Annotated in this window: 20 protein-coding genes; 7 read left to right on the forward strand and 13 right to left on the reverse strand. The window is 76.0% G+C overall.

The features are described 5' to 3' along the window. Window positions 1-16 precede the first annotated feature (16 nt). On the reverse strand, window positions 17-2,944 hold the full coding sequence (locus GA0074704_RS19430; protein ID WP_088971819.1) for a helix-turn-helix transcriptional regulator: 2,928 nt from the start codon (window positions 2,942-2,944) through the stop codon (window positions 17-19). Window positions 2,945-3,138: 194 nt separating this feature from the next. Between GA0074704_RS19430 and GA0074704_RS19435 the strand changes: the two genes are divergently transcribed. Both GA0074704_RS19435 and GA0074704_RS19440 read left to right on the forward strand, forming a co-directional pair. Continuing rightward, window positions 3,139-5,148 (forward strand): adenylate/guanylate cyclase domain-containing protein, encoded by a 2,010-nt coding sequence (locus GA0074704_RS19435; protein WP_231926568.1) that lies wholly within the window; start codon window positions 3,139-3,141, stop codon window positions 5,146-5,148. A gap of 319 nt (window positions 5,149-5,467) precedes the next feature. Beyond that, a complete protein-coding gene (locus tag GA0074704_RS19440; protein ID WP_231926570.1) occupies window positions 5,468-5,932 on the forward strand; it encodes a response regulator in 465 nt (154 codons plus the stop codon). Here the strand turns inward: GA0074704_RS19440 and GA0074704_RS19445 are convergent. Then, complete coding sequence (locus GA0074704_RS19445) at window positions 5,848-8,148, reverse strand: ATP-binding protein (RefSeq protein ID WP_197697553.1); 2,301 nt, start codon at window positions 8,146-8,148, stop codon at window positions 5,848-5,850. The genes GA0074704_RS19440 and GA0074704_RS19445 overlap by 85 nt on opposite strands. A gap of 147 nt (window positions 8,149-8,295) precedes the next feature. On the opposite strand from GA0074704_RS19445, the gene GA0074704_RS19450 reads away from it, so the two are divergent. Then, window positions 8,296-11,340: a SpoIIE family protein phosphatase gene (locus GA0074704_RS19450; protein WP_088971821.1), complete on the forward strand. Its 3,045-nt coding sequence runs from the start codon at window positions 8,296-8,298 to the stop codon at window positions 11,338-11,340. A 12-nt stretch (window positions 11,341-11,352) separates the two neighbouring features. Here GA0074704_RS19450 and paaI read toward each other — a convergent pair whose 3' ends face one another. Next, a complete protein-coding gene (paaI, locus tag GA0074704_RS19455; protein WP_088973819.1) occupies window positions 11,353-11,727 on the reverse strand; it encodes a hydroxyphenylacetyl-CoA thioesterase PaaI in 375 nt (124 codons plus the stop codon). A 37-nt stretch (window positions 11,728-11,764) separates the two neighbouring features. Continuing rightward, on the reverse strand, window positions 11,765-13,072 hold the full coding sequence (paaK, locus tag GA0074704_RS19460) for a phenylacetate--CoA ligase PaaK (protein ID WP_088973820.1): 1,308 nt from the start codon (window positions 13,070-13,072) through the stop codon (window positions 11,765-11,767). A 175-nt stretch (window positions 13,073-13,247) separates the two neighbouring features. Here paaK and GA0074704_RS19465 point away from each other — a divergent pair, with 175 nt between their 5' ends. Beyond that, a complete protein-coding gene (locus GA0074704_RS19465; RefSeq protein WP_088971822.1) occupies window positions 13,248-14,321 on the forward strand; it encodes a hypothetical protein in 1,074 nt (357 codons plus the stop codon). Between the two features lie 93 nt (window positions 14,322-14,414). On the opposite strand, the gene GA0074704_RS19470 is transcribed toward GA0074704_RS19465, so the two are convergent. Beyond that, complete coding sequence (locus GA0074704_RS19470; RefSeq protein ID WP_088971823.1) at window positions 14,415-14,864, reverse strand: MarR family winged helix-turn-helix transcriptional regulator; 450 nt, start codon at window positions 14,862-14,864, stop codon at window positions 14,415-14,417. Window positions 14,865-15,010: 146 nt separating this feature from the next. Here GA0074704_RS19470 and GA0074704_RS19475 point away from each other — a divergent pair, with 146 nt between their 5' ends. From GA0074704_RS19475 to crcB, 3 genes are read left to right on the forward strand one after another with little or no spacing between them, the layout of a single operon-like run. Next, complete coding sequence (locus GA0074704_RS19475) at window positions 15,011-16,234, forward strand: MFS transporter (protein ID WP_231926572.1); 1,224 nt, start codon at window positions 15,011-15,013, stop codon at window positions 16,232-16,234. A 35-nt stretch (window positions 16,235-16,269) separates the two neighbouring features. Continuing rightward, window positions 16,270-16,746, forward strand: coding sequence for a FluC/FEX family fluoride channel (locus GA0074704_RS19480; RefSeq protein WP_088971824.1), 477 nt, complete (start codon window positions 16,270-16,272; stop codon window positions 16,744-16,746). Further along, on the forward strand, window positions 16,743-17,105 hold the full coding sequence (gene crcB, locus GA0074704_RS19485) for a fluoride efflux transporter CrcB (RefSeq protein ID WP_088971825.1): 363 nt from the start codon (window positions 16,743-16,745) through the stop codon (window positions 17,103-17,105). Before GA0074704_RS19480 ends, crcB begins: the two co-directional genes overlap by 4 nt. 10 nt (window positions 17,106-17,115) lie before the next feature. Here crcB and GA0074704_RS19490 read toward each other — a convergent pair whose 3' ends face one another. The 8 genes from GA0074704_RS19490 to GA0074704_RS19525 are packed head-to-tail and all read right to left on the reverse strand — an operon-like array spanning window position 17,116 to window position 26,935. Then, on the reverse strand, window positions 17,116-19,626 hold the full coding sequence (locus GA0074704_RS19490) for a glycoside hydrolase family 38 N-terminal domain-containing protein (protein ID WP_088971826.1): 2,511 nt from the start codon (window positions 19,624-19,626) through the stop codon (window positions 17,116-17,118). Beyond that, on the reverse strand, window positions 19,623-20,312 hold the full coding sequence (locus GA0074704_RS19495; RefSeq protein ID WP_088971827.1) for an N-acetylmannosamine-6-phosphate 2-epimerase: 690 nt from the start codon (window positions 20,310-20,312) through the stop codon (window positions 19,623-19,625). The genes GA0074704_RS19490 and GA0074704_RS19495 overlap by 4 nt, the downstream gene beginning before the upstream one ends. After that, window positions 20,309-21,976 (reverse strand): FAD-dependent oxidoreductase, encoded by a 1,668-nt coding sequence (locus GA0074704_RS19500; RefSeq protein ID WP_088971828.1) that lies wholly within the window; start codon window positions 21,974-21,976, stop codon window positions 20,309-20,311. The genes GA0074704_RS19495 and GA0074704_RS19500 overlap by 4 nt, the downstream gene beginning before the upstream one ends. After that, entirely contained in the window at window positions 21,963-23,441 is a 1,479-nt protein-coding gene (locus GA0074704_RS19505) for a DUF4127 family protein (RefSeq protein WP_088971829.1), read from the reverse strand. The genes GA0074704_RS19500 and GA0074704_RS19505 overlap by 14 nt, the downstream gene beginning before the upstream one ends. Beyond that, window positions 23,438-24,433, reverse strand: a complete 996-nt coding sequence (locus GA0074704_RS19510; protein WP_088971830.1) for an ROK family protein — start codon at window positions 24,431-24,433, stop codon at window positions 23,438-23,440. The genes GA0074704_RS19505 and GA0074704_RS19510 overlap by 4 nt, the downstream gene beginning before the upstream one ends. Further along, the gene (locus GA0074704_RS19515) at window positions 24,430-25,155 is read right to left on the reverse strand and encodes a GntR family transcriptional regulator (RefSeq protein ID WP_088971831.1); all 726 of its coding nucleotides are present in this window, start codon (window positions 25,153-25,155) and stop codon (window positions 24,430-24,432) included. The genes GA0074704_RS19510 and GA0074704_RS19515 overlap by 4 nt, the downstream gene beginning before the upstream one ends. Then, on the reverse strand, window positions 25,152-26,054 hold the full coding sequence (locus GA0074704_RS19520; protein WP_088971832.1) for a carbohydrate ABC transporter permease: 903 nt from the start codon (window positions 26,052-26,054) through the stop codon (window positions 25,152-25,154). The genes GA0074704_RS19515 and GA0074704_RS19520 overlap by 4 nt, the downstream gene beginning before the upstream one ends. Continuing rightward, the gene (locus GA0074704_RS19525) at window positions 26,051-26,935 is read right to left on the reverse strand and encodes a carbohydrate ABC transporter permease (RefSeq protein ID WP_088971833.1); all 885 of its coding nucleotides are present in this window, start codon (window positions 26,933-26,935) and stop codon (window positions 26,051-26,053) included. The genes GA0074704_RS19520 and GA0074704_RS19525 overlap by 4 nt, the downstream gene beginning before the upstream one ends. Window positions 26,936-26,997: the final 62 nt, after the last annotated feature.

A 26,997-nucleotide genomic window follows, 5' to 3' on the forward strand; every position in this document is an offset into this window, starting at 1 on the left:
CCGAGGTACGTACGCCTCAGCCGGCCGGGTTGCGCAGGAAGATGGCGCTGGCCTGGACCCGCGTGCGCACCTGCAACTTGTCGAAGATGTGCGACACGTGCACGCCGATGGTCCGTTCGCTGATGAACAGCCGCTGGCCGATCTCCCGGTTGGTCAGCCCCTCCGCGACGGCGGCGAGCACCTCGCGTTCCCGGGCGGTCAGGCCGGCCAGCTCGTCGCCGCCGGACCCGACCGGCGCCGACACCGCTCGGGGCGCGGCCGGGCGCGCCACGACGGCGGGCCGCTCCTCCAGGGTCACCCGGGCCCGACCGGCCAGGGTACGGATCTCCGAGCTCAGCGGCTCCGCGCCCAGCCCCTGCGCCATCCGGTACGCCTGCCGCAGCAGCTTCCCGGCGGTGGCCACCCGGGACCGCCGACCCAGCAGCGCCTCGGCCTGCCGCAGTCGGGAGTACGCCGCCGGGTACGGGTGGTTGCGCCGGTCCCACTCGGTGACCGACCGGGCCCACAGCTCCGGGTCGCCGCGCCCGTCGTCGAGCCGGCTCACCTCCGCCGCGCAGAGCGCCAGGAAGCCCTCGGCGACGTAGCGGACCGGCCGGGCGGCCTGCCCGCTCTTGGCGGCCACCCGCTCGACGACGCCGCGCAGCCGGCGTACCGCGGTGTGGTCCACCTCGGCGGTGCGGTCGGCGTACGCCTCGGCCTCGGCCCGCAGGCCGTGCCAGGCCAGGGTGGCCAGCACGATCACGTCGTCGGAGCGGCTCTCGGTCAGGCCCCGCGCGACGGCCTGCCGGGCCAGGTCGGGCCGCCCCTGCCACATGGCCAGCCCGGCCCGCAGGATCAGCATCGGCAGCACGTGCCGGGCGCCCCCGCCGGCCAGCATGGTGGCCACCGCGTCCAGGTCCCGGTCGGAGGCCTCGACGTCGCCGTAGCCGACGGAGAGCCGGCAGCGGGCCAGCAGCAGTTCCACCGCGTCGGCGCCGGAGGGACGGTGCCGCAGCGCGGCCGCGACGACCTTCTCCGCCTCGGCCCACTGCCCGACCCGGAACAGCCCGTTGGTGGCGATGGCCAGCAGCCGCGTCTCGTAGGTGCGGCCCAACCCCAGCTCGGCCACCCGCTCTGCGCCGCGGCGGGCGACCACCACGCCCTCCTCGAGGACGTTCAGCGGGCCGGTCAGCAGCTCGGCGAGGTGCAGGTACGCGCAGGCCACGTCCTCCGGCCGGCCGGACCGCTCGGCGACCTCGAGGGCCTCCCGGACGGCGGCCAGGCCGCTCTCCGGATCGGCCAGGTAGGCCTGGCTGAAGCCCAGTGCCGAGCTGGCCAGCACCACCTCGGAGGCGGCGCCCTCGACGTCGGCGGCCAGCGCCAGCGCCTCCCGGGCCCGGTCGCCGGCGTCGGCGTACCGGCCGAGGTGCAGCAGCAGCTCGGCCAGGTGCGCGGCGGCGGTGGCGCGTTCCCGGGGCGAGCAGTCGGCCGCCGCCAGGGCCGACCGGTACTCCGCCTCGGCCGGCGCGGACCGGCCGGCGGCGGCCAGGTAGCGGGCCCGACGGATGTGCAGCTCACAGGTGGTCGGGCCGCCGGGCCCGGCGGCCAGCTCCGCCAGCAGCTCCAGGGCCCGCGCGTGCTCGCCGCAGTGGTGGGCGGCCTCCGCGGCGCGTTCCAGCAGGCGGGCCCGGTCCGCGCCGGCGGTCGGGTCGGTGGCCGTCGCGGCCAGCTGCAACGCCGCCGACCAGTGCCGGTGCGCCTCGGCGAAGCCGTGCAGCCGCTCGGCCTCCTCGGCGGCGGCGATCGCCGCGGGCAGCGCGCGGGCCGGCTCGCCGGCCAGCCGCCAGTGGTGGGCCAGCCGGGCCTGGTGCAGGTCGGCGGGGACGGCGGTGAGCGCCTCGGCGTACCGCCGGTGCAGGGCGGCCCGCTCGGCCGGCAGCAGCTCGTCGGCGAGTACCTCGGCCACCAGCCGGTGCCGCAGCCGGTAGCCGTCGTCGGCGCCGACCAGCAGCCGGTGGGAGACCGCGGCCCGGACCGCCTCGATCAGCTCCTGCTCCTCCAGCGGCACCGCCCGGGCCAGCAGCCAGTGCTCCACCGGCTCGACGCCGGCGGCGACCGCCTGCATCACCGACCGGGCGGGGGTCGGCAGCGCCTCCACCCGGGCGAGGAAGATCTCCCGCAGGGTGTCGGAGAGGCCGTGGTTACCGTCGCGCAGGTCGCGGGCGAGTTCCTCGACCACGAACGGGTTCCCGCCGCTGCGCTGCCAGACCAGCTCGGCGGCCTCCGGGGTCAGCGCGGGTCCGGCGATGGCGGCGGCCAGCTCGTCGGTGTCGGCGCGGTCCAGCGGCGCCAGGTCGACCACCCGGACCGAGCGCAGCCGGCGCAGCTCGGTCAGCACCCGGCGCAGCGGGTGGGCGCCCTGCAACGACTCGGCCCGCACCGCGGCCAGCACCGACAGTTGCAGGTCGCCCAGGCCGGCGAGCAGATAGAGCAGCAGCTGCCGGGTGCTGCGGTCGGCCCACTGGAGGTCGTCCAGGACCAGCACCAGCGGCCGGCCCTCGGCGATCAGGCTCAGTCCGCGGGAGACCCGTTCCAGCAGCGCCCCGGCGCCGTCGGGCCCGGTGGTCTCCTCGGTGAACACCTGCAACAGGCCCCGCACCGTGGACGAGGTGCGGGCCCGGCCGGCGGTCAGCTCGGCGTCGAAGCGGCGCAGCGCGTGCCGCAGCGGGTGCAGCGGGGAGGCGTCGCCGATGTCCAGGCAGGAGCCGGTGAGCACCACCGCCCCGCCGCCGCGCAGCCGGTCGCCCACCTCGTGCAGCAGCCGGGTCTTGCCCACCCCGCTCTCACCGGTGAGGAAGACCGCGGCGGTGTGCCCCGCCGGTACGTCGTCGAGCAGCGCGGACCGCAGCGTCGACACCTGGTCGGCCCGGCCGACGAGGGGCGGACTGTCCACGTCGCTGGCCATGGACGCAGCCTAGTCACAGGGTCGGGCGGCGCTCTACTGCGTTCCGGGGCCTGCGGTACTCCTCGGGTCGCGATTGCGACTGAACGGTTGCGGGGGCCCGACATACGTCGTTCGGCAGATCCACCGTCGGCCCGGTGGTGCGAATCTCGGTGCGGTCATCAGCCACCAGTGGGGGGAAGGCAGGTGCGACGCCAGTGTCCACACTCGTGACCGGCCCGGAGCCGGAGACGTCGATCCGCTGGCCGGCGCCGGAGGAGCGGCGCACGGTCAGCGTGCTCTTCGCCGACATCGTCGGCTCGACCGCGCTGGTCGAACGGCTGGACCCGGAGGACGTCCGGGCCCTGCAACGCGACTACTTCGACACGGTCGCGGCGGTGCTGCGCCGGTGGGGTGCCACGGTCGAGAAGTACGTCGGCGACGCCGTGATGGCGCTCTTCGGCGCCGGCCGGTCCGACGGCTTCGACGCGTACCGGGCGGTGCGGGCCGGGCTGGAGATCCAGCGGGTGCTGGACGGGCGGCCACTGGCCGGCGGCTCGGCGGTGCGGATCCGGGTCGGGGTCGCCACCGGTGAGGTGCTGGTGGACGTGCCCGCCACCCGCGACGGGGCGCACGGCACGGCCAGCGGCGCGGTGATCACCACCGCGGCCCGCCTCCAGGAGTACGCCCCGCCCGGCGCGGTGGCGCTCTGTCCGGCCACCCACCGGGCCACCGTCGACCTGGTCGAGCAGCGACCGCTCGTCTCGACGTCGATCGCCGGCAGGACGATGCCGCTGTGGCGGGCCGTCGGGACCGCCGCCCCGCGCCGCGCCCGGCACCAGGGCCCGCTGGTCGGGCGCCGCCGCGAGCTGGCCAGCGCCGGTGACGAGATCCTCCGGGCCCTGCGCGACCGCCGGCCGGGCCGGGTGGCGCTGGTCGGCCTGAGCGGCAGCGGGCGCAGCCGGTTGCTGCACGAGCTGGCCCGGACGGTGTCGACGGTGGACGGTGTGCCGGTGCGCTGGATCGTCGCGCACTGCCCGCCGTACCCGGAGCAGCCCCTCGCGCCGCTGGCCGGTCTGGTCCGCGACCTGACCGGGGTCGGCGCGGGTGAGCCGCCGGCGGTCGTGCGGCGGCGGCTGGCCGAGGCGCTCGGCGGCCTGCTACCGCCGGCGCTGGGCGAGGCCGCGGTGCCCGCGCTGGCCGACCTGCTCGCCGCCGCCGAGGGCACGGGTACGGCCGGTCGCGGGTCGACGGTCTGTCGGCAGGTGCTGCTGGCCCTGGCCGCCGGTCAGCCGGTGGTGGTGGCGGTGGACGACGCGGACCGCGCCGGCCCGGCCCTCGGCCGGTTCCTGCGGGTGCTCCTCGCCGAGGCGACCCTGGGCCGGGCACGGCTGGCGGTGGTGACGACCCACGGCCCGGACCGGGCCGAACCGCTGACCACCGGCGACCGGGTCCACCGGGTGCCGCTTCCCGCGCTGGGTGCCGTGGACACCGGACGCCTGCTGCGCCACCTGCTCGACCGGACGGGCCGGCCGGCCGCGCTGGCCCGGCTCCTGGTGTCCCAGGTCGGCGGCAACCCGGGCGTCGCGCAGGCCTACGTACGTGCGCTCGCCGAGGAGGGCGCCCCCGCGACGCCCGGCGCCGCCGTGCCGGAGCGGGTCCGCCGGATCGCCGACGCCCGGCTGGACCGGCTCGACGGCGCGCAGCGGGCGGTGCTGGCCGCCGCCACGGTCCTCGGCACGGGGGTCACCGGCACCGCCGTGGACCGGCTGCTCGGCTGGTCACCGGGGCGGGCCGCCGGGATGCTGCGGCTGCTGGTGGCGGCGGGGCTGCTGCGCCGCTCCCGTCGCGGCGGCCACCTGCTCACCGAGCCGGCGCTGGGCCGGGTGGCGCACGGCCGGCTGCCGCGCCGGGTGCAGGCCGAACTGGCCCGTCGCGCCCGCCGGCGCACCGCGCCGACCGGAACGGCGACGGTCGCCGCCGACGTCACCACGGTCCCCGCCGACGTCGCGGCCGGGGCGACCGCCGCCAACGGCCAACCCGCCGCGGTCTCCGCCGGCCACCCCGCCGCGGTCATCGCCGGGCCGGTCGGGCCGGCGGGACCGCCCTCCTGGGCACGGCCGTCCTGGAGCGGACCCGTCGGCGCCGCGCGGCCGGCCCGGCGGACCGCTCGCCGCACCGGTCGCGTCCCCCGGGCGGCGCCCGCCTCGGGGCTCACCGCGGCCTGACCGTGGCACCGACCCGCCGGTCGCCCGCGGGCGGCGGTCGATGCCCGGACCCGCCCGCGCCGCGGCGGATGCCGTACGATGCGCGCAAGGACAGCCCTCAGCCAGGTCAGACGAATCGGGAACGATGCCTCCGGCCGGCGCTGCGGCCCCCTCTCCGACGTTTCCGGCACCCGCGGTTGGGCACCGGCCCATCGAGTCCCCGAGGGCTCGGGGGAAGGCCGCCGGCGGGCGCCCGTCGGGGTACGGGTCGCACGGGTCGCCCGAGCCGGTCGATCGAGCCCCGGTGCCCGACGGGCCGGTTGGATGGAGGTGTCGCGCGGTGCGCAGCGATCTGATGCTCGTGGTGGAGGACTCCGACGAGGACGTCGAGGCCATCACCCGGGCCGTCGGCCGCTCCCACCCCGAGGTGGTGCTCGAGGTGCTGCGCAGCGGCGCGGAGGTGCTGCCCCGGCTCACCGATCCCCGGGCGCCCCGCCCCGGGCTGGTGCTGCTCGACCTCAACCTCCCCGGCGACGACGGGCACCGGGTGCTCGCCGACATCCGCCGGCGACCCGAGTTCGCCGAACTGCGGGTGGTGGTCTTCACCTCGTCGACCGCCCCGGACGAGGTCGCGGCCTGCTATGCCGCCGGCGCCGACAGCTACCTCTACAAGCCGGTCAGCTTCGCGTTGTTCCAGAGCGTGCTGCGGGGCGCCCTGGACTACTGGCGCGGTTCGTCCTCCGCGGCCGGCAGGGTCAACCGGACCGACGTGCCGCCCTCCGGGCCGTCGGAGATCCAGACCTGACCGCCGTGCCGCTCGACCAGCCGCTTGACGATCGCCAGACCGGCACCGGAGCCACCGCCGTGGGCGGACTGCGGATGCAGCCGACGGAACAGTTGGAACACCTCGCCCCGTAGGTGGGCGGGCACACCGATGCCGTTGTCGGTGACGGCGACCGCGGGGACCGGCTCGGTGGCCCCCGGCGGCACCGCGTCCAGCATTTCCACGGCGACCCACCGCGGCTGCTCCTCGCGGGCGTACTTGGCGGCGTTGACCAGCAGGTTCACCAGGATCTCCGCGAACCGGTCCAGGTCCACGTCGACCGTCGCCGCCCCGCGCTCGGGCATCCGCAGTTCCATCGCGGCGTCGCGCAGCCGGGGCCCGGCGATCTCCAGGGCGTGCTCGACCGCGGTGCGCAGGTCCACCAGGCGTCGGCGCAGGCTGGTCTGCCCCACCCGGGCGAAGTAGAGCAGCGAGTTGAGCAGCTCGTCCATGCGTACGGCGAGCCGCTCCACGGTGCGCAACCGGCGCAGGGTCACCTCGTCGACCTCGGAGCCGGCGTCCTCGAGGATGAAGGTCGCGGCGTTGGCGATGCCACGCAACGGCTCCTTCAGGTCGTGCGCGGCGACGTGGGCGAACGACTCCAGGTCGAGGTTGATCCGGCTCAGCTCCCGGTTGAGCCCGGCGAGCGCGGCGGCGTGCCGCAGGATCACGTCCGTGACGGCCCGGCCCAGCTCGGTGGCGACCGTGGCGTCGGTGACCGTCCAGGGCCGGCTGTGCCCGCGTACGGTGGCGAGGAAGACGGCGGCGGAACCGCGCGGGGTGAGCCGCTCGCCGTTGGGCCCGAGCACCACCGGCGCACCCGGGTCCGCCGCCCAGCGACGTTCGACGGTCCGTTCCCGGCGCAGCCAGGCGATGCAGTCCCCGGCCCGGCTCAACGGCAGCACCAGCGCCCCGCTGACCTGACCGTCGTGCCGCCAGCCGCCCGGCAGCGCGCCGGCCAGGTGGTCGGAGGACCACGGCCGGCCGGGCGTCGACGCCGGCAGTCCGGCCCAGAGGTCGTCGACCAGTTGCGGTGGCAGCGGCGCCCCGCGTACCGCGGTCTCGTCACCCAGGCGCACCACGACGGAGTCGGCGTCGACCAGGGCCAGCAGGTCGACCGGACCCTCCAGCAGGGCGGTGGGCAGGGCGTCGGCCATCGTCTCCGTCGCGCGGGCGAGCGCGGCCCGGCCCCGCTCCAGCCCGACCGCCTCGTCCCGGGCCCGCAGCGCGGCCAGGTGCAGCGAGAGCGCGACCCCGAAGAACTCGCAGGCCGACCGGAGTTCCGCGCCGAGCCGGCGGGGCCGGCGACCGTGGCAGGCGATGAGCCCCCAGAGTCGCTCCTCGGCCAGCAGCGACACCGACATCGACGAGGCGACGCCGATGTTACGCAGGTACTCCAGGTGGAAGGGCGAGACGGTCCGCAGCACCGAGCGGGACAGGTCAAGCGGCGCGCCGGTGTCGGCCAGTCGGGGCGGCGTCAGCGAGGCGGTCGGGTCCTCGACGTCGGCGATCACCCGGATCCAGTTGCGTTCATAGAGGCGACGGGCCTGCGGTGGGATGTCCGTGGCGGGGAACCAGAGACCGAGCCAGGGCTCCAGCTCGGCGGCGCGGTCCTCCGCGACGACCTCCCCCGGCCCGTCGAGGGTCTCGAACCGGTACGCGACCACCCGGTCGTACCCGGTGATGGCGCGCACCTCGCGGACGGCGGCCTGGCAGGCCTCGGTCACCGAGGTGGCCCGTTGCAGCCGGGTCAGCGCCTGCCGGACCAGGGTGTAGAACCGGGTGAACGGCGGCCGGTCGGGCTCGGCCGGCTCGAACTCCAGGACCAGCCGCCCGTCGACGCGGTGCAGGGTGAGGTCGAAGGCACGCCGGTGCGGGCCGGCGGTGACCGGCAGCACGGCCGTCTCGCCGGTGTCGGCCTGTTCCAGGGTCAGCGCGGCGTCGATCTGGTCCGGGGACAGCAGCCGGCTCAGTGGGGTGCCGACCAGTTCGGCCGGCGCGACGCCCAGCACCGCCCCGGTGTTGCTGCTGGCCACCGCAACGACGCTGTCGCGCACCGCCACCAGGGCGCCGTACGACTGGACGCCGCCGAGCAGGTGGATCTGCTCGCGTACGCACTCGGTGAAGTCGAACGGCGTGCCGACGCTCTGCTCGGCCCTCGCCTCGCGGTCCCACCGGCTTTCCACGGTGCGACTCACCTCCTGTTCCGCGTGGTTCACACCGGCGCCATCCGGCGGTTACGGCGAGCCGTTCCGCTGTCGTTCCCTGCTGCTAAAGTCGGCCGCACGCACTGTACTCGTTGCAGTAGAGCAAACAAGTCCACCGCACGCCGGGAGACGGAGCAGATGAGCGGCAGGCACGGCACCGAGACGTCCGTCGCGGAGGCCGAGTCCCTGCGCCGCCGCGTCGCGATGCTCCGTGCCGCGTGCGCCACGGCCCTCTCCGCCGACGAACTGATCGCCATCGCGATCGCGCAGGCCCGGTCGGCGACCGGCGCGGACGGCGCGGTGCTCTTCCTGGCCGACGACGACGATCTGGTCATCGCGGCCGGCGAGGGCTACCCTCCCGATCTCGCACCGCTCGGCGCCCGGTTCCCGATCGCCGGCGAGACGCCGGCCGGGTTGGCCGCCCGTAACCGACAGTCCGTGTGGGTCACCGACGAGGGGGTCCGGGACTCCTGCTTCCCGTCGGTCCGGCGGGAGCGCACCGGCTACTCGTCCCTGGTCGCGCTGCCGCTCGTCGCCCACGACCGGGTGCTGGGCGTCCTGGGGATCTCGTTCCGCGCGCCACGCGAGTGCAGCGGCGTGGAGCAGCTCTACCTGCTGGTGCTGGCGGACCAGGTGGCCGTCACGCTGGACCGGCTCCAGGGCCACGACGCCGGCCCGGCCGGCGTCATCGACAACCGGCTGGTCCACGACCCGGTTCGCCGGGAGACAGTGCGTGAGCTGCTGGCCGCCCTGGTCGACGCCGGTGACACCGTCGATCGGCTGACCGCCCTCGCGGCCGACCTGTGCGGGGCGCCCAGCGCCCAGGTCTCACTGATCGGGGCGGAGCAGACGGTGGCCGGGACGGCAGGCGGCGCGCCGGAGGCGGGGACGGTCGGGCCGGCGGCCGACTCGTTGTGCACCGTCACCATGTCGCTGCGCGCGCCGCTGGTGGTCACCGACGCCACCGGTGACACCCGGGTCAGCACCTTGCCACCGGTGCGGTCGGGTGCCGTCGGGGCGTACCTCGGGGTGCCGCTCAGCGTCGACGGAACGCTGGTCGGCGCCCTGTGCGTGTACGACGACCAGCCGCACGACTGGCCCGCCCGTGGGCGGGAGATCCTGGAGGCGCTCGCCGCGTCCGTCGGCACCGAGCTGCGGCTGCGCCGTCTGGCCACCCGGGACGCCCAGACCATCCGGTTGGCCCGGGACCGCCAGGACCTGACCGACCGGCTGGCCGCCGCGGCAAGTGCGCAGCAGGTAGGCGCGGTACTGGCCGACGCCTGCGCCGCGCTGGACGGCGTGGTCGCCGCGGTGGTGGTGCGGCACGACACCGACGGCGGCGGCCAGCACCTCGGCGCCCGTGGCGTCGACCCGGACAGCCGGGCCGCGTTGCTCGACCTTGCCGTCCGGCTGGGACCCGGCACCACGGCCAACCGGGTCTGGGGCCTCACCGAGCTGGTGGACCGCTTCGCACCGGACGCCGCCCGGCTGGTGTGCTCCGGCACCCGCCAGGTGGCCGTCGTACCGCTGCGCGGGCAGCTCGCCACGGCCTCGCTGGTGGCCGCGCTGGACGGCGCGGCGGACCTGACAGCCGCCTGGAGCCGCCTCACGGAGCTGGCCCCGCTCGCCACGGCGGTGCTCGACCGGGCGGTGGCGCACGAGCAGAACCACACCGCCCGGGCCCGCGCCGACCTGCTCACCTACGCCTCGGCCGAGCTGGCGTCCTCGTTGGACGTGGACGAGATCCTGCAACGGCTGGCCCGGCTCGTCGTGCCCTCTTTGGCCGACGGCTGCCTGGTGCACCTGCAGGATCAACGCGCTCTGCGGCTCGTCGCGGCGAGCCACGTCGACGCCCGGGCGGAGCTGACCATGCCGGCCGTGCTGGGCGCCCACCCCGAGCTGCTCCAGCTGGTCGGGGCCTGCCTGGCCGGTGGCCCACGCGCGGGCGCCCTCGCGCATCCGACACTCGCGTTGGACCGGCTGCGGATCGTGCCGCTGCTCGCCCAGGGCCACCCCATCGGCGCGCTCACCCTGGTCGAGCCACCGGCCGGCGGCCGGCCCCGGCTGCTCGACGACGGGTTGCTGGACGAGCTGGCGGTCCGGGCCGCGGTGGCGGTGGACAACGCCCGGCTGTACGCCAAGCGCTCGGCCGACGTCCAGGCGTTGCAGTACCGGCTCCTCCCCTCGCGTCTGCCCGACGTGCCCGGCTTCGACCTCGCCGCCTGTTATGCGCCTGGGGAACGGTCCCTCGACGTCGGCGGCGACTTCTACGACGTCGTCCCGCTGGCCGAGGATCACCTGGTGCTGGTGGTCGGGGACGTCTGCGGCCGGGGGGCCGGCGCGGCAGCGATCACCGGCCATGCCCGGTCGGTGCTGCGCACCGTGGTGCAGGATGGCGCCTCACCGGCGCAGGCGCTCCACCGACTCAACAGCGCGCTCCGCATGACCTGGGACAACGGCGAGTTCTGCACGGCCGTGGTGGCGGAGATCCGCGCCGCCGGGGACGGCCGGCACAGCCGGCTGCGGGTCGCCTGCGGTGGGCACCCCAGACCGCTGCTGCGCCACGACGGCGTCGCGTCCGAGATCGGCCGGGGCGGTCCGATGCTGGGCATGCTGGCCGATCCGGTGTTTCCCGAGACGGAGCTGCTGCTCGACCCGGACGACGTGGTGCTGCTGTTCACCGACGGCATCACCGAGGCCCGCCGCGGCGACGAGCTGTTCGGGGTGGACCGGCTGGCCGCTGTCCTGGCCAAGGCCCCAGGCCCGGCCGACCTGGTGCTCGACACCGTCCACCGTACGGTCGAGGGCTTCCACGACCACGAAGGCGACGACATCGCGATGCTCGCGGTACGACCCCGCGGCCGGGTGCTGGACCGCCTCGACATCGCCGACGCCGCGGACGACGCGCAGCGGCGGGCGGCGGACCGTTGGCTGGACGCGCTACCGACTGTCGGTCCGGGCCGGGATGCGTTGCGACAGCGACTGACCACGGCGTTGACCGACCTGACCGGTCCGGTACGCCTCACCGCGCTCACGGTCGGCGACAACCATCGGGTGGAGGTCACCCGCCAGCTGGCCCCGGCCGGCCCACCGTCCGCCCGGCGGCCGACCGGAAACGCGCCAGCGGCCGGTCCACTGCGTCCGGGTGCCCCCACCCTGACCTGGGTCGAGGCTCCCCGCTGAGCGGGCCGTGGCTCAGCCGTCGCCGGACAGGGTGCGGCTGCGTCCCCGGAACTCGGCGACCACCTCGTCATCGCGGCGGACCGTGACGTCGTAGATGCCGCTGCGGCCGTAGCGGGTGCGCTCGGTGGCGGTGGCCTCCAGCAGGTCGCCCTCGCGGACCGGGCGCAGGAAGCTGATCTCGCCGCCGGCCGCGACGGTGACCGGGCCGTGGCTGTTGCAGGCCAGCGCGAACGCGGTGTCGGCGAGCAGGAAGACGAAGCCACCGTGGCCGATGGCGTGCCCGTTGAGCATCGCGGCGGTGACCCGCATCCGGGCCACCGCGGCCCCGTCACCGGCCGAGACCAACTCGATGCCGAGGCCCTTGGAGGCCACGTCGGCGTCGAACATCGCGTGTGCGGCGCTCCGGCCGTCGCCGGCGGTCACCTCAGCGCTCCCGGCGCTGGTCGACGATGCGGCGCATCTTGCCCATCGAGCGTTCCACGCCGTCCGGGGCGATCACCTCGACGGCGACACTGACCCCGATGGTGTTCTTGACCTGCTCCACCAGGGCCCGGCCGGCCCGCTCGGCCACCTCGGGCGCCACGCCGGGACGGCGCTCCACCTTCACGGTGAGGCCGTCCAGCCGGCCCTGCCGGTCCAGCACGCACTGGAAGTGCGGCGACAGCGCGGGGGTACGCAGGATCAGCTCCTCGATCTGGGTGGGGAAGACGTTCACCCCGCGGACGATCATCATGTCGTCGGTCCGGCCGGTGATCTTCTCGATCCGCCGCATCGGGCGGGCCGTGCCGGGCAGCAGCCGGGTCAGGTCGCGGGTGCGGTAGCGCACCACCGGCATCGCCTCCTTGGTCAGCGAGGTGAGCACCAGCTCCCCCCGCTCCCCGTCGGGCAGCACCTCCCCGGTGACCGGGTCGATGATCTCCGGATAGAAGTGGTCCTCCCACACGTGCAGGCCGTCCTTGGTCTCCACGCACTCGACCGCCACCCCGGGACCCATCACCTCGGACAGGCCGTAGATGTCCACCGCGTGCATGTCCAGGCGCTGCTCCATCTCCCGGCGCATGTCCTCGGTCCACGGCTCGGCGCCGAAGATGCCGACCTTCAGCGAGGTGGCGCGCGGGTCGACGCCCTGGCGTTCCATCTCGTCCACGATGGCCAGCATGTAGCTGGGGGTGACCATGATGACCTCGGGTTCGAAGTCGCGGATCAGCAGCACCTGCCGCTCGGTCATCCCGCCGGAGACCGGGATGACGGTGCAGCCCAGCTCCTCGGCGCCGTAGTGGGCGCCCAGCCCGCCGGTGAACAGCCCGTAGCCGTACGCGACGTGCACCCGGTCGCCGGGGCGGCCGCCGGAGGCGCGGATGGAGCGGGCCATCAGCCGCGCCCAGGTCGTCAGGTCCTGCTTCGTGTAGCCGACCACGGTGGGACGGCCGGTGGTGCCGGAGGAGGCGTGCAGCCGGGCGACCCGCTCCCGAGGGACGGCGAACATGCCGAACGGGTAGTTCTCCCGCAGCTCGGCCTTGCCGGTGAACGGGAAGCGGGCCAGGTCGGCCAGGTCGCGGCAGTCGTCGGGACGCACCCCGGCCGCCTCGAACGCCCGCCGGTAGTGCGGCACGTTGTCGTACGCGTGCCGCAGCGACCACCGCAGTCGCTGGAGTTGCAGCGCCCGCAGCTCGTCGACGCCGGCCCGCTCCACGGGCTCAAGCTCCTCCGGACGAGGGGTGCGGTCCTGCACGGTGGCCTCCTCAAGGTGGCACGGCCGGCGCCGCGGCACGCCGGCGGATGCCGCTCACCGTACGCCCGTACGGCAGGTCCTGCCAGGTCAGCGCGGAGACATGCCCCGGGGTCGATGGCGACGTAGCGAAGCGGCAGAATGGCGCACAGTGGCCACGAGAGCGGGAGGCACGAGGATGACGCGTACCGACAGCCCGGGGGCGCAGGCCGTCGGCACGGCGACGGGCCCGGTGGAGGCGCCTCGGGCGACCCGGCGCGAGGACCTCCTGACGGTCCTGCTCGGGACCCTCCTGGTCGGCGGCGCCCTCGCCGACGGGTGGGCGCACATCAACATCGTCGAGACCCTCGAGGGGTTCTTCACCCCGTGGCACGGCCTGCTCTACGCCGGCTTCACCGCGACCGCCGCCTGGACGTTCTGGCTCGCGTACGGGCGGCGCGACACCGCGCCGCGCTGGTGGCGGGACGGCTGGCCACGCGGCTACCGGCTGGGGGCGCTGGGCGTCGTCCTCTTCGGCGTGGGCGGCCTGGCGGACATGGTGTGGCACGAGACCCTCGGCGTCGAGGTCGGACTGGACGCTGCCTTCAGCCCCAGCCACATGCTGCTCGACACCGGAGCGGTGCTGCTGCTCACCAGCCCGCTGCGCTCCTGGTGGGCGGGGGGTGAGGGTGGCGCGCGGGCGGCCACGGGGGTGGCGTCGCTGGCGCTCGGGGCGATGGCGTCGACGATCCTGCTCACCCACTCGCACGCGTTCCGCACGAGCACGCCGACCCGGCCGCTCGGGCCGGAGGTCTATCCGCCGCTGACGATCCTCGGCGTCGACGCGTACCTCGTCACCACGGTGGCCCTCGGCGTGCCGTTCCTGTTGGCTTTCCGGCGGCGCGCGACGATCGGCACGGCGGCCGCGGTGGTCGCCGGCCCGGCCCTGTTCTGCCTGGTGATGTTCGAGTTCCCGCGCCTGCAGGTCTGGGCGGCGGCGGGGGCCGTGCTGGGCGCCGTGCTGGCCGACCTGGTGCTCGCGCGGCTGGACGCGGTGCGCGGCCCGGACGCGTCGCTGCGGTTGCCGCTGGCCGGCGCGGCCTTCGCCGCCCTGGTGTGGGGCGGCCACCTGCTCGGCTTGGCGCTCGCCGACGGCGTCCGCTGGACGCCGGAACTGTGGACCGGGATCATCACGCTGACCGCGATCGAGGGCGCGCTCCTCGGCGGCCTGGCGGCCCGTCCCGCCGCGCCGGGCCGGGGTCCCGCCGTCTGACGCGCCGGCCGCCGCCCGGCGGCCGGCGCGGCGGCGCGGCGGCGCGGCGGCGCGCGCAACGGTGGGCAGGCCGGAGAGCCGCAGGTGGCGGGTTCAGCCGGCGGCGGGGAGCCGGTGCAGGGCGGTCACCAGCGGGGCCAGCTCGGGGGTCCGCTCCCCCTCGGCGAGGGCGTCGGTGAGCACCCGGTCGTGGGTGGGCCGGGCCCGGGCCAGCAGCTCGGAGCCGGCCGGGGTGAGCTCGGTGTAGATGCCGCGCCGGTCGTCGGCGCAGAGGATCCGGGTGAGCAGGCCACGTTCCTCCAGGCGGGTGACCAGCCGGGTGGTGGCGCTGCCGGAGAGCGCGGCGGCCCGGGCCAGCTGGCGCATCCGCATGTGCCAGCCGTCCTGCCGGGAGAGCGCGTCGAGCACGGTGTACTCCACCACCGAGAGGTCGTGCTCCTGCTGGAGCGCGCGTTCCAGTGCGGTCTCGATCAGGCCGTGCAGGGCGGCGAGCGTACGCCAGCCCTGGGCACGGACCTGTACCGCGTCGTCGCCGATGCCCATGCCGCCCCCTCCGCCGTGATCCGGCTCCCATGCTAGCACGCTTGCGCAGGTAGCAGGCGCGTGCAACTATTTCGTTGTCGACGCGGTTAGTTGCACACGCGTCATGTCTTCGTAAGCACAAAATCCGACACACGGATGGGAACCTCATGTCTCAGCGCGCCTCCGCCCTGCCGGGCGGGCTGATCGCCCTCGCCGTCGGGGCGTTCGGCATCGGCCTCACCGAGTTCGTGATCATGGGCCTGCTCCCCCAGGTCGCCGCCGACTTCGCCGTCACCGAGGCGGTCGCCGGCCGGCTGATCTCCGGCTACGCGCTCAGCGTCGCCGTCGGCGGGGTCGCCCTCACCGCCGCGGTCACCCGGCTGCGCCGCAAGCCGGTCCTGCTCGGCCTGATGGTGCTCTTCATCGCCGGCAACCTGACCTCCGCGCTGGCCGGCGACTACGCCACCATGATGACCGGCCGGATCGTCGCCGCGCTCTGCCACGGCGCGTTCTTCGGCATCGGCGCGGTGGTCGCCGCCGGCCTGGTCCCGCCGGCCCGCCGGGCGGGCGCCATCGCCATGATGTTCGCCGGCCTGACCATCGCCAACGTGCTCGGGGTGCCGTTCGGCACCCTGCTCGGCCAGCACCTGGGCTGGCGCTCCACCTTCTGGGCGATCACCGGGATCGGCGTGCTGGCACTGGTCGGGCTCGCCCTGCTGGTCCCCGGCCGCGGCCCGGCCACCGACGCCGCCGCCAGCGGTGGGCTCCGCGGCGAGCTGCGCGCCTTCACCCGACCGCAGGTCTGGTTCTCGCTGGTCGTCACCGTCCTCGGCTTCGGTGGCATGTTCGGCGCCTTCACCTACATCGCGTACACCCTGACCGAGGTCAGCGGCTTCGCCACCGCGACCGTGCCGTGGCTGCTGGTGCTCTTCGGCGTCGGGCTCTTCGCCGGCAACCTGGCCGGCGGCCGGGCCGCCGACGCGAACCTGTCGCGCACCCTGGTCACCGTGCTGGCGGTGCTGACCCTCGTGCTGACCGGCTTCGCGCTCACCGCCGCCAGCCCGGCGCTGACCATCGCGTCGCTGCTGCTGATGGGGGCCTTCGGCTTCGCCACCGTGCCCCCGCTGCAGATGCGGATCATGAAGTACGCCCACCAGGCGCCCACTCTCGCCTCCGGCGCCAACATCGCCGCCTTCAACCTCGGCAACGCCCTCGGCGCCTGGATCGGCGGCATCACCATCAGCGCCGGCCTCGGCTACACCTCCCCGATCTGGGCCGGCGCCGCCCTCACCCTGCTCGGCCTCGGCGTGCTCCTGGTCGCCGAGCGCAGCGCCGCCCGTACGCCGGCCGCCGCGCCGCCCGCCGCCGAGCTGGTCCACACGGCGGTCTGAGCCGGCCGCCGGCGCGGCGCTATGCTCGCCGCACCGTGACCACTCCACCGCCCGAGCACCGCGTCGACCCCGACGTCGACCTGCACGTACCCGCCGACCGGGGGGAGCTGACCGCCCACCCGGCGGCGGTGCTCGGCGCGATCTCCGCTGGCGGGGTGCTCGGCGCGCTGGCCCGCGCCGGCCTCCAGGCCGCCGTCCCGCACGCCGCCACCGGCTTCCCGTGGGCCACCTTCGGCATCAACGTCACCGGCTGCCTGCTGATCGGGGCGCTGATGGCGGTGGTCACCGGCCGCCCGACCGGCCCGCTGGTCCGGCCGTTCCTCGGCGTCGGGGTGCTCGGGGGTTTCACCACCTTCTCCACGTACGCGGTCGACGCGCAGCGGCTGCTGGCGGCCGGCGCGGCCGGGACCGCGCTGGCGTACCTGGCGGCCACCCTGGTCGGGGCGCTGCTCGCCGTCGGCGCCGGGGACGCCGTCGCCGGCCGGTTACTGGCCCGGGGAGCGCGCCGGTGAGCGTCCTGCTGATCGCGCTGGGCGCGGCCCTCGGCGCCCCGCTGCGCTACCTGACCGACCGCGCCGTGCAGGCCCGGCACGACTCGCCGCTGCCGTGGGGGACGCTGACGGTCAACATCACCGGGTCGCTGCTGCTCGGCGCGGTGGCCGCCGTCCCGGCCGACCCGGCGCTGACCGCGCTGGTCGGCACCGGCTTCTGCGGGGCGCTGACCACCTGGTCCACGCTGAGCTACGAGACGCTGCGGCTGAGCCGCGACGGGCACCGCGGGCACGCCCTGGCGTACGCGCTGGGCAGCATGCTCGCCGGGCTCGGCGCGGCGTGGACCGGCTACGCCCTGACCCACGCCGTCACCGGCTGACCGGCCGCCGTCAGGCGCCGACCCGGAAGCTGCGGGTGGCGTACGGGCCGAGCGGCACCCGGTCACCCATCGGCCCCGCACCGAGCGGCCGCTCGGCGAGATCGCACTCCACCAGCGCACCGGGGACACCGGCGACAGTGGCCACCACCTCGGCCGACGTGGGGTTGACCAGCCGCAGCACCGCACCTGTCCCGTCCTCGGCCGGCTTGTACGCCGACACCAGCGCACCGTCCACCCGCAACCCGCCGGCCGGGGCGGGCGTGGGCGTACCCGGGCGCAGCTGCCAGGCCCGCAGCGGCGCCCGCCGGCGGGCAGCCGCCGCGGTGACCGACGCCTCGTCGTCGGCGAGCCGGACGCCAACCGCCGCGCTGATCCGCCGTCGGCACTGGGCCTCGGGGGTGGGCAGCTGCGGCCCCGCCCCGGCGGTCCGGGCCCGCAGGTCGGGCCGGGAGAGCCAGCCGACCGCCCGGAGCACGGTGACGGCGAGCGACGGCCGCTCCCCGGTGATGCCCTGCACCTCGGGCAGCCCCGGGGCGAGCACGGCCAGGCCGGGCAGCAGGGCCAGCGACCGGACCGGCGCGACCCCGGCGTCGGCCTCGTAGCCGCGCTGCTCGGGCAGCGGGCCCAGCGCCGGCTTGAGCGGCCGGTCCAGCAGGCTGAAGTGGGTGTCGGCGCGCCAGGAGGTGGCCGCCACGTCGGTCGGGAAGTGGGCCTGGAGCCGGTGGTCGTCGGCGGTGTTGTCGAACTCGACCCGCCAGTCCAGCTCCCGCGCCCCGGCCCAGACGGTGGCGGTGACGGTCAGCGGGATGGTCACCCGCTCGACGGAGCGGGCGGTGCGGTCGGCGGTCAGCCCGGCCGGCACGGTCAGCTCGGCGCGGGCGACGATCCGGGAGGCGACCTCGCTGTCGTACACCCGGGCGTCCCGGAGCACCGGGCTGGCCGCCTCGTCGAGGCGCGGCGGGTCGTAGGTGTAGGTGTCGCCCGCGTCGCCGGAGTCGACCAGCCGGCCCAGCCCCGGCAGGGTACGCCCGCTCGCCGCGTCGACCAGGGTGAACGAGGCGTCCTCGGCGACGGTCAGCGTCCAATCCCCCCGGGTCACCGTCCGGCCGGACGTGCCCGCGTCCGGGATGGCCGCCTCCCCCGGGACGACGGTGGCGGTGTAGCCGGTCCAGCCGCCGGCCGGCGGGTCGGCGACGAACGCGATCCGGTGCCGCAGGGTGTCCCGGGTGTCCGGGAGGATGTCCAGGTCGGCGCAGAACAGCGGGGTCGGCTCGGTCTCCACCAGCTCGTACGGCACCGGGACGCCGGCCGCGTCGACCAGGCCGCCGACCGTGTGGCCCGGCGCGGTGTACACGTCCACGGTGACCGGGCCGGCCGCCGGCGCGGCGTGCGGGTTGACCACCACCAGCGCGGCGGCGTCGGTGACCGGTTCGCCGGCCAGCCGGGTGTCCAGGCCCAGGTCGAGCAGGGCCCGCTCGACCAGGTGCTCGCCGGCCTGCCGGGCCCGGTCGAAGCGGACCTCGTTCTCCCGGTGCACCTCGTCGACCGAGCAGCCGCAGATCGAGTCGTGCGGCGCGTTGCGGAGCAGCAGGTCCCAGGCGTGCCGCAGCAGCCCGACCGCCTCGCCCCGCCCGGCGCGTACGGTCAGCGGCTCGGCCCACGACTCCAGCAGCGTCTCGGTGGCGGCGTTGGCCTGCTTCAGATAGAGCCGGGTGGAGAGCGTGCCGGCCAGCACGAAGGTCAGCCAGTCGCCCGGGTACCGCAGCTCACCGTCGACCACCGCGTCGGCCGGCACGGCGCCCCGGATCGCGGCGAAGTACTCGGCCAGGGTGCTCTCCCGCGCCGCGCCGTCGGCCAGGCCGGCGGGCAGCGGCCGGGGCGCCAGGTGGTCCCCGCCGTTGAGCAGCAGGTACGGCCCGTCGGCGTCCCGCCCCGCCTGCTTGTCGCGGAACGTCGCCAGCCGGTCGGCGGCCGAGGCCGCCTCCCAGAGCACCTCCGGCTCGTAGTAGCCCTGATTGACGGCGGTGACCGAAGAGCCGTCCGGCGAGCGCCAGGTGAACCGGGGGTACGCCGGTGGCGCGCCCCGCCAGACCAGCGCGGTGTCCAGGCCGAAGCCGCGCAGCACCCGGGGCAGGTCGGCGGGGTGGCCGAAGGCGTCCGGGCAGTAGCCGATCGGGGCCAGCTCCAGTCCGAGGTCGGCGGCGACCCGGCGGGCGGTGAGCAGGTTGCGGATCAGGTTCTCGCCGGAGACGAGCTGGTTGTCGGCCAGCACGTGCCAGGGGCCGACCTGGATCCGGCCGGCGGCGGCGTGGGCGCGTACCCGCCCGGCCAGGTCGGGGCGGATCTCCAGCGCGTCCAGCGCCGTGATCGTCTGCCCGTCGAGGTGGAAGCGGCCCAGCTCACCGGCGTCGAGCTGGGCACAGACCCGGGCGACCAGCTCGGCCAGCCGGGCCCGGAACGACTCCATCGGCCGGTACCACTCGCGGTCCCAGTGGGTGTGGTTGACGACGTGCACGGTCATGACATCTCCGCTCTGGTGACGAGGGCGGCGGCGAAGCGGGCGGTGACCACGGCCGGACGGGTGATGGCGGTGCCGACGACCACGGCGTGCGCGCCGCGGCGCAGCGCCTCGGCGGCCTCCTCGGGGGTGTTGATCCGCCCCTCGGCCACCACCGGCACGGGCAGCGCCGCGGCCAGCGCGCCGACCAGCGCCAGGTCCGGGTCGTGCGGCACAGCGCCGCCGGTGTAGCCGGCGAGGGTGGTGCCGACCAGGTCGACCCCGGCGGCCACGGCGGCGTACGCGTCGGCCTCGGCGGCCACGTCGGCCATCACCAGCACACCGGGGTGCCGCTCGCGCAGGGCGGCGACGGTCTCGGCGAGGGTGCGCCCGTCCGGGCGGGGCCGGCGGGTGCCGTCCAGCGCGACCACGTCGGCGCCGGTGGCGGCGACCGCTTCGGCGTGCGCCAGGGTCGGGGTGATGTAGACGCCGGACGCGCCGTCCTTGATCAGGCCGATCAGCGGGGTGTCCGGCAGGGCGGCCCGCAGGGCCCGCAGGTCGCGCAGGCCCTGGGCACGGATCGCGGCGGCGCCGCCGTTGCACGCCGAGCGGGCCAGCGCCACCATGTGCGCCGGGTCGTCGAGCGGCTCCCCGGCGTCGGCCTGGCAGGAGACGACGAGCCGGCCTCGGATGTCGTCGAGCACGGTCATCGGGTGGGGTCCTCCAGTACGGCGCCGAAGGCGCGATGGGTGTCCACGGCGGACGGGTCGGCGCCGAGGGCGGTTGCGGCGCGGCGGGCGGCGTCGGCGTCGGCCGGGCCGGCGGGACGGTCGGGGTCGACCGCGAGGGTGGCGGCCCGTTCCCCCTCCAGGGCGCCGTGTGCTGCGGCGAGCTGCACCGCGCCGAACAGGGGGTGGTCGACGTCCACGTCGGCGACCCAGGCCAGCGGCACCCCGGCCGCGACCAGGTCCCGCTGGACGGCGAGCAGGAAGGCCGGCTCGTCCACGGCGCTCACCGGCCGGCGGTCGCGTACGGCGCGGGCGGCGAGCGTGCCGGCCGCCTCCCCCACCGCCCACTCCCCGTGGTGCACCCGGTACGCCGCCGCGGCGACCTGGGTGGCGCCGAGGTTCTTCGCGGCGGCGAGCAGGTTCTCCGCGCCGGCCGGCACCAGCGCGGCGGCGGGGATGGTGAACGGCGCGGTCTCCCGGTACACCGGCGCCGGGTGGCCGGTGCGTTCGTGCAGGTCCACGTGGTACCAGGTGACGCCGAGCGAGCCGGGCAGGTGCCGGGCCCGGGCCCGGCCGTCGACCGGGGCGAGGTCGTGCCCGGTGACCGGGGTGTCGACCACGATCCGCCGGGACTCCCGCAGGTACGGCGCCTCGGCGAAGCCGTCCGGGGTGCCGGCCGCCTCGGGTGCCAGCCGCAGGCCGGGGAAGCCGTGCCCGCCGTCCTCCCGGGGCGCCTCGGTACGCAGCCAGTGCACGAACGCGGCGGTCAGCTCCCGTCCGGCGCGCTCCGCCCCGGCCGGGTCGCGTAGCGGGTCCTGCCCGGCGCAGTCGTTGGACGCCCAGTTCAGCACGGCCAGTTCCGGTGCGGTGGCGCGGAGCCGGCGGTAGGTCCAGAACGGCGGCCGGCCGTCCGGTCCGTCGGAGAACATCCGGTACCGGTGCACGCCGCCGTCCCAGCCGGCGATGTCGAAGGTGAGCCGGTCGCGCAGGGCGGCGTAGTTCGCCGGGGCGGGGCCGGTGAAGTCGGCGCCGGGGTGGTGCTCGACCAGCGCGCACCAGGTGAAGGACTGTTGGGCGCCCGGGTCGGGGGCGCCGGGCACCGCGTCGGGTTCGCCGTACGCGTCGGACCCCTCGGATCCGGTGACGGTGGCGAAGCCGGACAGCGGGGCCAGGTCGCCGCGTTCGGTGGCGTCGCAGAAGACGGTGGCGGCGAGCACGGTGCCGTCGGTGAGGGTGACGTCCCGGATCCGGTTCCGCTCGACTCGGGCGGCCACCGGCGCGAGGCCGGTCAGCACGGTCACCTTCGCCTCGGCCAGGCTCGTGTCGAGCACCCGCTGGGCGACGGCCGGCTCCACGCAGAGCCGGCTGACCCAGCCGCCGCCGGGGTTGGCCGTCCCGCCGTAGGCGGCGCGCAGCGCGTCGCGCAACGCCCGGTAGCTCGCCGAGCGGCCGAAGCTCTCCACGTGCGGATGCTCGTCGAGGGCCGGCAGGGCCTGGGTGGTGACCTGCCCGCCGATCCGGGAACACTCCTCGACCAGGACGACGGAGACGCCGGCCCGGGCGGCGGCGAGCGCGGCGGCCACCCCGCCGAGCCCGCCGCCGACCACGGCCACGTCGGTGGTCAGGGTCGGGTCAGGACTGGGCACCGGTCTCCTCCAGGGCGAAGTCGATCTCGTACGTGCGCTGCCAGGGCAGGGTCACCGAGCCGGCGGTCGGGGTCAGGCCGGGCACGGCGGCCAGCTCCCGCCAGCGCTCGGTGAGCAGTTCCTCGATCCGGGCGGTGACCGCCGGGACGTCGGCGGCGGCGATGTGGTCGTGCCGGGTCGGGTCGGTGCCCAGCTCGGCGCGGAGCCGGGGCCGGGCGTACGACATCCAGCCGTGGTCGTCGAGCAGCCGGTGGGCGAGCAGCCGCCGCGCGGCGGACTCGTCGAGGGTGCCGGTGACCCGCCCCACCTGGTAGGCGACCAGGGTGGCCAGGGCGCTGCCGACGGTGTTGCCGGCGGTGTTCCAGCCGGCGTACCCGGCCAGCCGGGCGTAGCTGCCGTCGGCGGCGAGGTCGGCGACCAGTCGGGGGTCGGCGCCGTTGCCGAGGGCGCAGTCGGCCAGCGCCACGGTCCGCCCGTCGGCGAGCAGCCGGCGGACCAGGACGGCGGTCCGGGCGGCAGGGCCCGGGTCGGTGTCGGCGGGCGGGGCGGTGGCCCAGTCGGCGTCGCCGGGCTGCGGCGGGTGCACCACCAGCACGGCGGCGGCGTCGTCCGCGTCCACCACGGTCGCGCCGGCGGCGACGGCCTGGCTGGCGATCCCGGCGCCGACCGGCACCGGCTCGTAGCGGGCGATCCGGGCCAGCCCGTCCGGCTCGGCGCAGGCCACCGCGATCCGGGGCGAGCGTCCGGCGGCGGCGGTGAGCGCCCGGGCCACCAGCACCGCGCCGATCTCGTCGGCCCCCGGGTGGGCGAGCACCCGGTCGCCGAGCTCCAGCCAGCCGGTCCAGGTGCGCAGCCACTGCCACTCGGCGGTGCCGACCGCGGCGACGGCGGTGTCGTCGGCGCCGACCACCAGGGTGTCCAGCACGCCGTCGGCGGCCAGCCCGAGGGCGACCTGGTTGAGCACGTGGTTGCGCTGCCGGCGGCGCAGGAAGTCGTGCCGGATCTCGGGCGGCACCTCGGTGGGCGGGGTGTCGCCGGTGCCGAGCGCCCGGTGCAGCGCCGCCGACCAGGCGTGCAACTTCCGGCCGAGCCGCGCCCAGTAGTCGGGTTCCTCACCGGCGTCGTCGGCGTCCGGGGTGCGTTGCACGACGGTCGAGGCGTACACCGGTCCGGCCACGTCGGACAGTGCCGCCCAGCGGCGCAGCACCGCCGGGACCGGGTCGTCGCGCAGCCGGGAGGCGATCAGCCCACCCAGGCCGAGGGTCTCCAGGGCGACCACCGCGGCGTCGGCGCGGCGGGTGCCGAGCCAGTCGGCGAGCGCGTCCGGGTCGCCGGGGCGGCGCCCGGCGGGCAGCAGCGCCGCCGGTGGCGTCTCGACGGTCGCCCCGGCGACGGCGGCGACCAGGCCGGGCAGCATCCGGCACACCGGCCGGTCGTCCAGCGGCAGCAGCGCGATCCGGATCATCGGGCCACCTCCTCGCCCGGCGCGGACCCGGCCACGACGGCGGGCGACGGCGCGGCGACGGGACCCGGCGCGGTGGCCGGCCCGGCGCCGGAACCGGCGGCCAGGGCGCGCAGCGCGGCCTCGGCGGCGCCGACCAGTTGGGCGTCGGCGCCGAGGGCGGCGGGCACCAGCGGCACCGCGCCGAGCACCGGCATGCAGGCCGCGGCGAAGGCCGGCCGGGCGGCGGCGAGCAGCTCGGGGACGGCGGCGCCGCCACCGACCACCACCCGGTCCGGGTCGAGGGTGTTGGCCAGTCCCGCCAGCGCGACGCCGAGGGCCGCACCGGCGTGGGCGATCACCTCGACGGCGACCGGGTCGCCGGCCCGGGCCCGGCGGACCACCTCGGGCAGGTCGACGGTCGCGCCGGTGCCCGCGGCGTAGGCAGCGGCGATCGCCGGCCCGGCGGCGACGGCCTCGACGTGGCCGACCGCGCCGCACGGGCAGGGCCGCCCGGTGGCCTGCGGCACCGGCACGTGGCCGAGGTGCCCGGCCGCGCCGAGCCGCCCGGTGAGCAGCGTGCCGGCGGCGTGCACGCCGCCGCCGACGCCGGTGCCGACCGCCACACCGAGCACGGTGGGCAGGCCCCGGCCGGCGCCGTGCACGGCCTCGCCGAGGGTGAACGCCTGCACGTCGTTGAGGACCACGCCGGGCAGGCCGAGCCGGTCGGCCAGCCCGCCCGGGACGTCGACGGCGGACCAGCCGTGGATCGAGGAGGTGGCGGCGGTGACCAGGCCGGTGGTCGGGTCGACCAGGCCGGGCGCGCCGACGCCGACGGCGACCGGCGCCTCACCGAGGGAGCGGACCAGCGCGGCGGCGGTGTCCAGGACGGCGGCGGCGCCGTCGCGGGCCGGGGTGGCCGCCCGGGTACGGGTGAGCACGGCGCCGCCCCGCACCAGCGCGGCGGCCGTCTTCGTGCCGCCGATGTCGACGGCGGCGACGAGGGGGGCGGTCATGGTGTCCTTCGGGTCACGGTGATGCGGAAGTCGTACCGGTCGGCGCGGTAGATGCTCTCGGCGCGCTCGACGGCCCGCCCGGCGTCGTCGTAGGTGATCCGGTCCACCCGCAGCGCGGGCGAGTACGCGGCCACCTGCAACAGCCGGGCCTGGTCGTCGTCGACGACGGTCGCGGCGATCACCTGGTCGGCGTGGTGCGGGCGGACGCCCCGCGCGGCGAGGGTCTCGTAGAGCGACCCGGCGACGGTGTCGGCGTCGAGTTCACCGACCCGTTCGGTGGGCAGCCAGACCTCCTCGACGCACATCGGCAGGCCGTCGGCGAGCCGCAGCCGGCGGATGTGCACGACCTCCGCGCCGGGCGAGACGGAGAGGTCCCGGGCGACCACCACCCGGGCCGGTACGACGGTGAGGTCGAGCAGCCGGGAGTCGGGGGTGAGCCGGCGGCTGCGCATGTCCTCGCTGAACGAGGTGAGCGCGAGGGACTTGGAGATGGTGGCCGGGTCGGCGACGAAGGTGCCGGAGCCCTGCGCCCGGTAGACCAGGCCCTCCTCCTCGAGCCGGCCGACGGCCTGCCGGACGGTGGCCCGGCTGACGCCGAACCGGGCGACCAGTTCCCGTTCGCTGGGCAGCGGGTCGTGCGGGCGCAGGGCGGAACCGATCTCGGCGCGCAGCGCGGTGTAGAGCGCCTCGTGCTTGAAACCGACCTTGTTGGCGACGCTCATCCCTTGACCCCACCCTCTCCGATGCCCCGGAAGAACAGCCGTTGCAGCGCGAAGAAGACGGCGAGCAACGGAACGACCGCGATCATCGTGCCAGCGGCGACGACCCGCTGGTCGTTGGTGAAGGTGCCGGAGAGGTACTGGAGGCCGACGGTGAGGGTGAAGTTGTCCGGGTTCTTCAGCACGATCAGCGGCCAGAGGAAGTCGTCCCAGGCGAACAGAAAGCTGAACACGCCGACCACCGACAGCGAGCCGCGGACGCTGGGCAGGGCGACCCGCCAGAACCGGGCCCACTCCCCCGCGCCGTCCATGGCGGCGGCCTCCTCGGTCTCCTTGGGCAGGGCGAGGAAGGCGGTCCGCATGACCAGGATGGACAGGCCGGAGACCGCGCCGGGCAGCAGCACGCCGAGCAGGGTGTCGACCAGGCCGAGGCTGCGGACGGTGAGGAAGACGTTCACCATGATCACCTCGAAGGGGACGACCAGCGAGGCGAGCACCGCGGCGAAGACCGCACCCCGGCCGCGGAACCGCATCCGGGCCAGCGCGTAGCCGGCCATCGCTCCGAAGAAGCAGTTGGTGACCACGCTGGCGACCGCGACGATCGCCGAGTTGCCGATGTAGCGCCAGACCGGGATGACCTCGGCGACCTTGCCGAAGTTGCCCAGCGTGGGGTCGGCGGGCAGCCAGGTGGTGTCCGGGCCGTAGATCGGCTCGCCGGTGCTCTTGAGCGAGGTGAGCAGCTGCCACAGGAACGGGCCGACCAGCAGCACGGTCATCAGCACCAGCAGCAGGTAGCGCAGGGTGTGACCGGCGTACCGGGCGGCGCCGCCGGTGCGCCGGGTGCGGGGTGCGGGCCTGGTCTCCTGGTGCCGCGCCGGCGCCGGGGTGGTCGCCGTGCTCATGCCTCGCTCCTCTCGCTGCGCCGGCGGGCCACCAGGGCCAGCACGGAGAGGCCGAGGGTGCCGACGAAGAGGACCAGGCTCATCGCCGAGGCGTACCCGATCTCGCCGTCGACGCCGAGGCCGACCTCGCGGATGTAGTAGACGATCGACTTGGCCTGCCCGCCGGGGCCCGCGGTGCCCGACGACATCACGTAGATCTCGGCGAAGACCTTGACGGCCGAGATGGCGGAGAGGGTGCCGACCAGCAGCATGGTGGGGCGGACGGTCGGCACGGTCACCGAGCGGAACCGGCGGATCGCGCCGGCGCCGTCGACCCGGGCCGCCTCGTGCAGCTCACCGGGGACGTTGGCGAGCGCGGCCAGGTAGATCACCATGTAGTAGCCGAGGCCCTTCCAGACGGTGACCAGCATGCAGGAGAAGAGCAGCAGGGTGGAGTCGGTGAGGAAGGGCAGCGGCTCGGCGACCACCCGCAGCTTGAGCAGGACCGCGTTGACCAGGCCGTCGGAGGAGAGCAGCCAGCTCCAGATCAGCCCGACCACGACCATCGAGGCGATGACCGGCGAGTAGAACACCGCCCGGAACGCGCCGATGCCGGGCAGCTTCGTGTGCACCAGCTGGGCCAGCAGCAGCGGCAGCAGCACCAGCGCCGGGACCACCACGACCAGGTAGAGGGCGGTGTTGCCGATCGCCCGGAAGAACTGGTCGTCCTGGGCCAGCCGGGAGAAGTTGGCCAGCCCGGTGAAGTGCCCGCCGCCGAGGGCCTGGGCGTCGGTGAAGGCGAGCACGCCGGTGTTGGCCAGCGGCCCCCAGGTCATCGCCGCGGTGACGACCAGCGCCGGGGTGAGGAAGAGCCAGGGTACGTACCATCGACGGCCGATCACGTCGGTGAGCTCCTGTCGTCAGGGGTGGTGGCGCCGCCCGGTGGTCGTCCCGGCCGGGCGGC

This window comes from Micromonospora siamensis, assembly GCF_900090305.1.
GTDB classification, from domain to species: domain Bacteria; phylum Actinomycetota; class Actinomycetes; order Mycobacteriales; family Micromonosporaceae; genus Micromonospora; species Micromonospora siamensis.